The sequence below is a fragment of the Microbacterium sp. ZW T5_45 genome, from assembly GCF_044987415.1.
Classification (GTDB): domain Bacteria; phylum Actinomycetota; class Actinomycetes; order Actinomycetales; family Microbacteriaceae; genus Microbacterium.
In genome coordinates, this window is sequence record NZ_JBJDRJ010000040.1 from 26,097 (window position 1) to 35,738 (window position 9,642).

Sequence of the window (9,642 nt, forward strand, 5' to 3'; positions counted from 1 at the left end):
GGGCGCAGCCCGTTCCGGTTCCTGAGCGAGCGGAGCGAGACGAAGGGCGTCAAGATGGACTACACCTGCACGAAGGAGTGAGCATGACCGAGCCGGACATCAAGAAGGGCCTCGCGGGGGTCGTCGTCGACACGACGGCCATCTCGAAGGTCAACCCCGAGACGAACAGCCTGCTGTACCGCGGCTATCCGGTGCAGGAGCTCGCGGCCACGCAGCCGTTCGAAGCGGTCGCCTACCTGCTGTGGCATGGTGAGCTGCCGACGGCATCCGAACTGGCCGCGTTCCGCGCCGAGGAACGTCCGCACCGGGCGCTCGCCGAGAACGTCAAGGCCGCCATCGACCTGCTCCCGGTGACCGCCCACCCCATGGACGAGGTGCGCACCGCCGTCAGCGTGATCGGCGCCTCTGACCCGGGTGCCGGCGGCTCGGTGCTCGATGCGGGCGGGAGCCCAGAGGAGAACCTCTCGCGCAGCATCCGCCTGTTCGCCGCCCTGCCGGCGATCGTCGCCTACGGTCAGCGCCGCCGCCGCGGCCAGGAGATCATCGCACCGCGCGACGACCTCGACTACTCCACGAACTTCCTGTGGATGACGTTCGGCGAGCTGCCCGACCCCGTTGTCGTGGATGCGTTCAACCGCTCGATGATCCTCTACGCCGAGCACTCCTTCAACGCGTCGACGTTCACCGCGCGGGTCATCACCTCGACTCTGAGCGATCTCTACTCGGCCGTGGTCGGAGCGATCGGCGCACTCAAAGGACCGCTGCACGGCGGGGCGAACGAGGCCGTGCTGCACATCTTCGATGAGATCGGATCGGCGGATGCCGTCGAGGACTGGCTCGAGCGTGCGCTGGCCGAGAAGCGTAAGATCATGGGCTTCGGGCATCGCGTCTACAAGAGCGGCGACTCGCGGGTGCCGACGATGAAGGCCGCGCTCGACACCCTCGTCGAGCACTACGGCCGCCCGGAGGTCGCCGCGCTCTACGACGAGCTCGAGAGCCGGTTCGTCGCGCGCAAGGGGATACACCCGAACCTCGACTATCCCTCCGGTCCCGCGTACAACCTCATCGGATTCGACACGCTCACCTTCACGCCGCTGTTCGTCGCGGCGCGGGTGACCGGGTGGACCGCGCACATCATGGAGCAGGCCAGCGCGAATGCGCTCATCCGTCCGCTGTCGCTGTACGACGGGGTGGACGAGCGGCACGTCGCGCTCTGAACGACTGTTCTCCACAGAGTGCGCGGTGCCCGGCGGCGGCTCCGTCTATGCTCGCGGCATGGGGGAAGAGGACACCGAGATCACGGAGGACGAGGTCGGCCCGACTCTTCAGGCCTCCCATGGCTCAGACGACGTCAACACCCTGATCTGGTATCTGTGGCCCGGCATCGCCTGGGCGATGCCGGTGGTGACGTATGCGTTGATGGGAATGGGCGGCGGGTGGGAGATGCTGATCCTCCTGCCTGCTCTGATCGTCATCATCCCGGTGTTCGGCATGCTCGGAATGGCACCGCGGATGTTCCTCCGGTCCGCGGGCGCGAGATCATCGCCCAGTCTGGTCAGCATCGGGATGATGGTGTGCTGGTGGAGCGTGATCGTCGCGGCGCTCGCTCATCAGGGCACGGGGGACTCCGGCGCCATCGACTCGGGGCTCGGCGACGCGTTCGGGTTGTCCGCTTCCGGGCAGCGCTTCGTGTTCCTGACCGCCCTTCTGCTCGCGATCGGCGGGATCGCTTTGGCCTTCGCGTGCGCCGTGTTCGCCACGGATGTGCCGAAGGACATCCGGCACGGGGCATGGATCGTCGGTGCCAGCATGATCGTCATCCCCGTGCTGTGGTGGGTGGGTGTCCTCATGGTCGCCGCTCACGGCGAGAATGAGGTCCGCGCAGCCGCGCAGGCGCAATCCGAGGAGTGGGAGGAGCTCCAGCGCTCACTGGTCGATCTTCGCGAGGACATCGCGCAGGACGGCTGGAGTATCGACTGCTGCGGACTGATGGAGGATCGCGACTCGATCGAGGATTCCGAGAGGATGGTGGCCGAGTGGACGGTGCTCTCGGATTCTGACTCCCCGCCGGCCACCGTGCTCGATGAGCTCGTGGGCATCGCGGTAGCCCGGGGGTGGGAGGCCGAGACGCCCGTCGTGACCGAGCCGACTCCGGATGCGGGTGCGGGTGCCGACGGTGCGCCGAGTTCGACCCCTGCACCGTGGACGGGCACGTTCAGCGCGGAGGACCTCGACCGCGGCTGGAGATTGTCGGTGATCGTCGACGAGGTATCGGAGGGGAGTCGGGTGACGCTCCGGGCGGAGACGGAGCCCAGACGCCCGAACGACGACGTCCTCGTGCGCTGGTGGAGCCCGGATGTCGTGGAGGGTCTGCCCGACCACCGAGGGACGAGCTTCCGCTACGACGAGTGGCCGAGCCTCGTGGCCGTGGAGAACTCGTACTGAGGCGGGACCGCCGATGGGGAGTCCTCACCATGAGATCAGCCCTGCGATCGCGGGCGCTCGCGGTACTCTGGCAGGGATCCACAGGTTACTGATCTCGCCGGTGGTGAGGCCGTCCGACTGGGCGGAGGGAATCGCAGCCGACGTCGTGCCCGACGTCCGAGGGGGAGAGAAGCCATGAACGACACGCCTGACAAACCGCAGCAGGACCCCGAGGTGCCCGCAGCGCCGGGGCCGGTTCCGCCCGGCGACTGGTCCGCGGCACCCGCGCCGGTCGACCCGACCGCGCCGCAGACGCCTCCCGTCGACCTGAATGCGTACCCGGCACCGGGCGAGCAGCAGGGGGAGACGCACGACGCTCCGCACACCTATGAGGCTCCGGCCCCGTACCAGGCGCCACCCGCGTATGAAGCTCCGGCTCCCTACGAGGCGCCGCCCGCGTACCAGGCGCCCGCTCCGTATGAGGCTCCGGCTCCGTACCAGGCGCCGGCTCCGTATGGGGCTCCGGCCGCGCACGAACCTCCGCAGGATCCGGCGGCGGCGTATCCGACGCAGGCTCAGGATCCGAACGCGTACGGGCAGCCGCAGGATCCGAACGCGTACGGGCAGCCGCAGGACCCGAACGCGTACGGGCAGCCTGTCGATCCGGCGGCGTACGGTCAGCCCCAGGACCCGAATGCATATGCCCAGGCCGCATATCCGGGGCAGCCGCAGGACCCGAACGGCTATGCGCAGCCTGCCTACCCCGGCCAGCCTCAAGACCCGAACGCGTATGCCCAGGCGGCATATCCCGGTCAGGTTCAGGACCCGAACGCGTACCCCGGCGCGTCACCCGCCGATCCGAACGCGGCCTATCCCGCCTACGGAGCCGCTCCGGCGGGGCCAAAGAAGCCGATGTCGAAGGGCCTCCTGTTCGGCCTCATCGGCGGCGGCGTCGCGGTCGTTCTGATCATCGCCGCGGCGATCATCATCCCGATCGTGACGCGCGGCCCCGAAGCCGGCCCAGGGGGTGGCGGCACGGCGCCGGCCGCGTCATCGCCATCCGAGTTCGTCGAGGGATACCTCACCGCGCTCTCCGAGGGAGACGCCGAGGCGGCACTCGAATACGTCGACTCGAACTACGGCGAAGATCTGCTCACGGACGACGTGCTGGCGGCATCGCTTGAGCTGAACCCGATCGGCGACATCGAGATCGGCGAGAAGGAGTCGGAGAACGACTACGGCGACACGATCGTGGATGCGAGCTTCACGATCGGCGACACGACCATCGAGCGCACGTTCCAGGTGTACGAGGCGTACGGCGATGAGGGCGATTACGAGATCGTCGACGGACTGGTGTCGTTCTCCGCACCCTACGGTTTCGAAGGTCTCGACCTGACGGTCAACGGTGCCGCGGCTCCGGCCGAGTACACGTCGGTCTTCCCCGGGACCTATGCGTTCGCGGTCGGTATCGACGCCTTCGCGATCGATGGAGAGAGCACGTTCATCCTCGGGAACGATGGCGACGGCGACGACCTGTACTCCGTGAAGCCAGTCCTCAGTGAGGCGGGCACGGCGAAGTTCCGCGAGCTGGTGTCGGCCTCGTTCAACGAATGCTTGGCCTCGAAGTCGCTCAGCACCCCGTGCGGCATGGATGTCAGCGCCATGAGCCAGGACGGCTACACCCCGATCGACGGCACCATCACCCGCACGATCGACGCCGAGGCTCAGGCGAAGATCGCCAACCTCGCACCGACCGTGTCCGAGCGAGCGATCGTCACGACGTACGACTACTGGAGCGTCGACATCACTCTCGACGGAACGAACGGCAGTTCCACGAGCCAGTTCGAGGTGCTGTTCGGGGCGTCGGTGCTCAGCCCGAAGGTCGATTTCTCGGCGGAGACACCCGCGGTCATCTGGGAGTGATCACCTCCTGACGCAGCGGTTCGACGCCCGGCATCCTTCCTCGGATGCCGGGCGTCGTCGTGTCTGGGCTGTTTCGCAGCGCAATCACGGTCTTTATTACAACGTCGTAATTGGGTATTGACAACCCATATACCGAAGGGAAGGCTGTGTCGTGCAGGTTTACGACGTTGTAAACGCTCGGTCTCCAACGTGCGTGAGAGCTGCGAATCGGGATGTGCCCCGATGGTGGGGCCTCCCTGCTGCCGCCGCTCGGCGGGCAGCGGACACGAGAGGAATCAAAGGTGATCACAACTCGAACGAGTACTTCTCCGACGCGGGGAAGACATCGGTGGATGGCACTGCTGGCGGTGACAGCCGTCGGTGTGGGAACGCTCCTCGCGGTGCCGGCGGCGGCTGCCGCTGCAGAAGGGCCGGCGGATCCGTGGATCTCCCAGCCCGCCGACGGCCTCTACCGCTTCACGGTGCCGGACTCGGTCGTGCGCAGCCAGGTGGGCTCCGCGCCGGCGGGGCTCGCGGTCGAAGGCAACTTCGGACCGGGACACAGCATGGCGCAGCTGAACCTCGGTCTCAGCGGCGGATCGTGGACCGCGACCATCGGACCCCTCGAACCGGGGCAGTACTACTTCCAGTACAAGGCGACGGTCGCCGGCTCAGAGCAGCTGGTGACGTTCCGCAACCCCGCGACGGAGCAGACCGTCACCGCGCAGCCGTCGTACGGCACGTTCTTCATCGACGGCGAATCCGCGGCCTGGCAGGCCGACGTACCCGCGGGGGGACAGCTCCACACTCTGACCTACGAGAGCACGGCCGCCGGCGCCGAGCGCGAGGCTCAGGTCTGGACGCCCCCGAGTTACGACCCGAACCGTGCGGAGGAGTATCCGGTCCTGTACCTGCTGCAGGACAGCGGTCAGGCGCACACGGAGTGGACCGAGCTCGGACGCGCGGCCCAGATCCTCGACAACCTCGCGGTCGAGGGCGAGATCGAGCCGATGGTGGTCGTCATGGCCGACGGGGACTCCACCGATGTGCGGACCGAGATCCTCGACGATCTGCTGCCCGCAGCGCGGGACGAGTTCCACATCTCCGATGACGCGTCCGACCAGGCGATCGCAGGTATCGGGCGAGGCGCCGCACAGGCGCTGACGCTCATGGTCACCGACCCCGGCGAGTTCTCGAAGGTCGGCTCGTTCTCGGGAAGCCTGGCCGGCGGGATCACTGCGGCCAAGGCGTCTCAGATCAACGCGGGCACCGACCTGGTGCGGCTCTACGTCGGCAACACGACCGACCGCTCCTACAACCAGAACGTCGCGCTCACCGCCAAGCTCGACGCCGCCGGTGTGGAGTACGAGTTCGACGGTGTGAACCCCGCCTCCGGCGACAGCTGGGAGACCTGGCAGGAGTCGCTGCACGACTTCGCGCCCCGTCTGTTCCAGGACGTCGAGAACCATGGCATGAGTGAGGGGCATCGCGCTCTGGAGGGCACGCACACGTTGCCCGCACCGGGCACGACCCCGACCCCGTGGATCGACGAGCACGGGGTCGTCACCTTCGAGACCGGCACGGAGTTCGCCTCGGCGAAGAACGTCACGGTCTGGGCCAACTGGGGACCGGCGGGCAACTGGCTCCGCATCCCGATGGAGAAGTCCGGTGACCGCTGGCGTCTGAACCTCGGGCCTCTCGAAGGCGGCTCGTACTACTACAAGTTCGTGGTCGACCGTGTGGACCGCAAGGATGCCGGGAACCCCACCACCGTCGACTCCGAGGTGAACTGGAGCACCTTCTACGTCGCCGGTGACGGCATCCGCGGTGAGTTCACCGGGGATGTCGCACCCGAACTGCGCGGCACCGTGCAGACCATGAGCTATCCGACGCTCGCCGGCAGCCAGCCGCGGTCGGCGTACGTGTGGACGCCTCCGGGCTACGACCCCGAGCGTGCGGAGGCCTACCCGGTCTTCTACCTGCAGCACGGCGGCGGCCAGACGTGGAGCGACTGGGTGAAGGTCGGCCGCGCCGCCCAGATCCTCGACAACCACTACGCCAACGGGACCATCCGTCCGATGGTCGTCGTGATGGCGAACGGCAACGGCGTGGACTTCCCGAAGGAGATCACGCAGAACCTGCTGCCCACGACGGAGGCGGCGTTCAACGTCAGCTCCGATCCCGCGCAGCGGGCACTCGCGGGACTGTCGATGGGTTCGGGTCACGCGCTCAGCACGCTGTACGCGCATCCCGGGACGTTCGGCTACATCGGTGCGTTCTCGGCCTTCACCGCACCGCCGGCGAACGCCGATGTCGCGGCGATCAACGCCGGCACGAAGCTCCTGTCCGTCTACACGGGTGACATCCAGGACTTCACCTACCAGAACACGATGTCGCTCATCAGCGCACTCGAGTCCCGCGGTGTCGAGCACGAGTTCAACCCGCCCATCCCCGGGCCGCACAGCTGGGACGTCTGGCAGAAGGCTCTGATCGACTTCCTGCCGAAGCTGTTCGTCGCGGAGACAGCGTCCGGTGTGCCGGTGCACGCCGAGATCGCCGAGGGGGAGAACGGCGTGCTCGCGCTCTCCGTCGCGGACTTCGGTGACGGCGTCAGCATGTCCGCACCCGAGAACCTCGGCGATCGGCTGCGTCTGACGGCGGAGCTCCCTGAGGTCTCGGTGGCGGATTCGCGCACCGCGCAGCAGGCGGGGCTCGGAGGCTGGACGGTCGCCGCGCAGGCGCAGGCGTTCGTCTCCGGTGGACAGCGCATCGATGCGGACCACCTCGGGTGGTCGCCTCGAGTGCTCACCCCGCGGCCCGGCCTCGTCGCGGGCGACGAGCTCGCCACGGCCCTGGACGGAGGGCTCGGGCTCGGGACCTCCGGCGAACTGGCCACGGCCACCGCCGAAGGGCGCTTCGGTTCCGCGACCCTCGGCGCCGACCTGCGACTCGATGTCCCCGTGGGCACGCAGCCGGGCTCGTACACGAGCGTGCTGTCCATCTCCCTGTTCCCGGTCGACTGACCCTGAACACCCCTCGCGCGGCCGGTCGGACCTCCGGCCGGCCGCGCACTTCTTCGAGGAGGATCATGAACTTCCGACCGCTCTCCGTTCTCGGCGCGGCCGTCACCACGGCCGCGCTTCTTCTCGCCGCCCCGCTCGGCGCCGCTGCGTCGACGGCATCCGCTTCCACGGCATCCCGCCACGTCGCATCCGAATCCGACCCGTCGACGGACGAATCCAGTGCCCAGGTCACCTGGGCACTGCGGCCGGCGGCGAACGGTGAGGCCGACGGGCGGGTGTCGTTGCGGCACACGGTCGACCCGGGCGCCGGGATCGACGAATCCGTCGTCCTCACAAACTTCGGATCCCAGCAGGCGTCGTTCGCCGTCTACGCCGGCGACGGAGCGGTCTCGGGCTCCGGCAGCTTCGATCTCGCGCCGCCGGAGGAGGGCTCGGAGGATGCCGGGGCGTGGGTCGCGCTGGGGGCGGTCGAGGGAGCGAGTGCTCGTCCGGAGGGCGGCCTCGTGCTCACGCTCGGCCCGGAGTCCTCCGTCGTGATCCCGGTACGCGTGGACGTGCCGAGCGATGCGGGGCCCGGGGACCATCCGGCCGGCATCGTGGCGGAACTGCTCCCCGGCGCACAGCAGGAGGTGCTCGTCGCGTCCCGCATCGGGGTGCGTCTGCACCTCCGGGTCTCGGGCGATGTCATCGCCGGCGCACGTCCGGACGTCGTCGAGGCGACCTACCAGCCCTCGTGGAACCCCTTCGCCCCTGGCACTCTGACCCTCCGCTACGACCTCGTGAACACCGGGAACGTCCGCATCGGTGCCGAATCGATCGTCCGCGCATCCGGGCCCTTCGGTGCCCTGGGCGTCGACGCGGCGCCCGAGGTCCGCAGGGAGATCCTCCCCGGCGACTCCTCGCCCGCCGAGGTGAGCGTTCTCGCATGGCCGCTGTTCGTGACGGAGGTTCGCACGAGTGTGCGACCGGCTTCGGTCGGAGACGACGTCATCGACGGATCCCTGGACGCGACGAGCGCCACGGTCACGGTCTGGACGATCCCGTGGGCCCAGCTGATCCTCGTCGTCGGCGCCGTGCTGCTGGTCCTGGCGGCGCGACACCTGCGCCTCCGCTCGGCCGTGCGCACGCAGGCGAGGATCGACGAGGCGGTCGCGGCGGCACGCGCGGAGGCGCAGACGGAGGAGTGAGGCCCCTGCGTCGGCGACCCGTCGAGGGCCTCAGCTCCCTGGTGCCGCGAAGCCCGTCGACTCCCGGCGCACGATGCGGAAATCCGGGGTGACCGTGCGCGGTGAGCGCCGCTCGCCCTTCTCCTCGATGCGCTCGATGAGCAGGTCGATGGCGGCGATGGCGATCTGCTCGCGGCCGACGTCGATGCTCGTCAGGGAGGGCACCGAGTAGCGGGCCTCGTCGATGTTGTCGAATCCGATCACGCTGACGTCGTTCGGGACACGCAGACCGGCTTCGCCCAGGGCGCGGAGCGCACCGAGGCCCATCGTGTCGTTGAGGGCGAAGACGGCGTCGAAGACGACGCCCTCATCGATGAGCCGCCTGGTGGTCTCGGCTCCCGCCGCATGGTTCCAGTGCACGCTCGGTCGGACCAGCGCGGGATCGAGGTCGATGCCCGAGGCGCTGAGCGCCTGGATGTAGCCCTCGAGGCGCAGGCTCGCCGAGCTGACCTCGGCTCCGGGGTGCGCTTCGGCGCCGATGATGGCGATCCGTCGGCGGCCGGTGTCGATGAGGTGCTCGACCGCCGCACGCGCCGAGGTCGTGTTGTGCATCGCGACGTGGTCGGTCGGACCGTCGAAGATGCGCTCGCCCAACAGGACGAGGGGGAAGTCGGTGTCGAGCTCGTGGGCGTCGGCCTGTCCGAGAGCGGACGGGCTGAAGACCAGGCCATCGGTCAGACGGAGTCGTCCGCCGGACACCGCCAGCAGCTCACGTGATCGTTCCCCGCTCGTCTGCTCGACCACGACGCCGAGACCGCGAGCGTCCGCTGCGCGGATGACGGCGTCGGCGAGCTCTGCGAAGTAGCTCTCCCGGAGGGCGGGGACGGCGAGACCGATCACGCCGGTGCGGCCGGAACGGAGCCCGCGGGCGGAGAGATTGGGCCGGTATCCGAGCTCTTCGATCGCGCGTTCGACGCGTTCCCGGGTCTGCGGCCGCACGTGGGGATGATCGTTGATCACGTTGGAGACCGTCTTGATCGACACGCTCGCCAGTCGAGCGACGTCGTGCATCGTCGGTTCCATGGAGCCACCATTCAGAAGTCTTCGCGCGAGCACGTCGCCGGGCG

6 protein-coding genes are annotated in these 9,642 nt (G+C 68.7%); 5 read left to right on the forward strand and 1 reads right to left on the reverse strand.

The window, feature by feature from the left end; all coding sequences use genetic code 11:
• The first annotated feature begins 83 nt into the window (after positions 1-83).
• The 5 genes from ACI3KS_RS16500 to ACI3KS_RS16520 all read left to right on the forward strand — a co-directional run bounded on the left by ACI3KS_RS16500 (position 84) and on the right by ACI3KS_RS16520 (position 8,536).
• Positions 84-1,217 (forward strand): bifunctional 2-methylcitrate synthase/citrate synthase, encoded by a 1,134-nt coding sequence (locus ACI3KS_RS16500; protein ID WP_404919632.1) that lies wholly within the window; start codon positions 84-86, stop codon positions 1,215-1,217.
• Between the two features lie 58 nt (positions 1,218-1,275).
• On the forward strand, positions 1,276-2,445 hold the full coding sequence (locus tag ACI3KS_RS16505) for a hypothetical protein (protein WP_404919633.1): 1,170 nt from the start codon (positions 1,276-1,278) through the stop codon (positions 2,443-2,445).
• A gap of 174 nt (positions 2,446-2,619) precedes the next feature.
• Complete coding sequence (locus tag ACI3KS_RS16510) at positions 2,620-4,347, forward strand: hypothetical protein (RefSeq protein ID WP_404919634.1); 1,728 nt, start codon at positions 2,620-2,622, stop codon at positions 4,345-4,347.
• Positions 4,348-4,679: 332 nt separating this feature from the next.
• Positions 4,680-7,349 carry an alpha/beta hydrolase-fold protein gene (locus ACI3KS_RS16515; protein WP_404919635.1) on the forward strand — a complete coding sequence of 890 codons (2,670 nt, stop codon included), beginning with the start codon at positions 4,680-4,682 and terminating at the stop codon, positions 7,347-7,349.
• Between the two features lie 65 nt (positions 7,350-7,414).
• A complete protein-coding gene (locus ACI3KS_RS16520) occupies positions 7,415-8,536 on the forward strand; it encodes a hypothetical protein (RefSeq protein WP_404919636.1) in 1,122 nt (373 codons plus the stop codon).
• 30 nt (positions 8,537-8,566) lie between these two features.
• Here the strand turns inward: ACI3KS_RS16520 and ACI3KS_RS16525 are convergent, their stop codons facing one another.
• Positions 8,567-9,598, reverse strand: coding sequence for a LacI family DNA-binding transcriptional regulator (locus ACI3KS_RS16525; protein ID WP_404919637.1), 1,032 nt, complete (start codon positions 9,596-9,598; stop codon positions 8,567-8,569).
• Positions 9,599-9,642 lie beyond the last annotated feature (44 nt).

What these genes read in the sequence shown, in the direction of transcription:
- ACI3KS_RS16505 (WP_404919633.1), top strand. Translation starts at nt 1,276, where the DNA reads ATGGGGGAAGAGGACACCGAGATCACGGAGGACGAGGTCGGCCCGACT.
- ACI3KS_RS16500 (WP_404919632.1), top strand. Translation starts at nt 84, where the DNA reads ATGACCGAGCCGGACATCAAGAAGGGCCTCGCGGGGGTCGTCGTCGAC.
- ACI3KS_RS16510 (WP_404919634.1), top strand. Translation starts at nt 2,620, where the DNA reads ATGAACGACACGCCTGACAAACCGCAGCAGGACCCCGAGGTGCCCGCA.
- ACI3KS_RS16525 (WP_404919637.1), bottom strand. Translation starts at nt 9,598, where the DNA reads ATGGAACCGACGATGCACGACGTCGCTCGACTGGCGAGCGTGTCGATC.
- ACI3KS_RS16520 (WP_404919636.1), top strand. Translation starts at nt 7,415, where the DNA reads ATGAACTTCCGACCGCTCTCCGTTCTCGGCGCGGCCGTCACCACGGCC.
- ACI3KS_RS16515 (WP_404919635.1), top strand. Translation starts at nt 4,680, where the DNA reads ATGGCACTGCTGGCGGTGACAGCCGTCGGTGTGGGAACGCTCCTCGCG.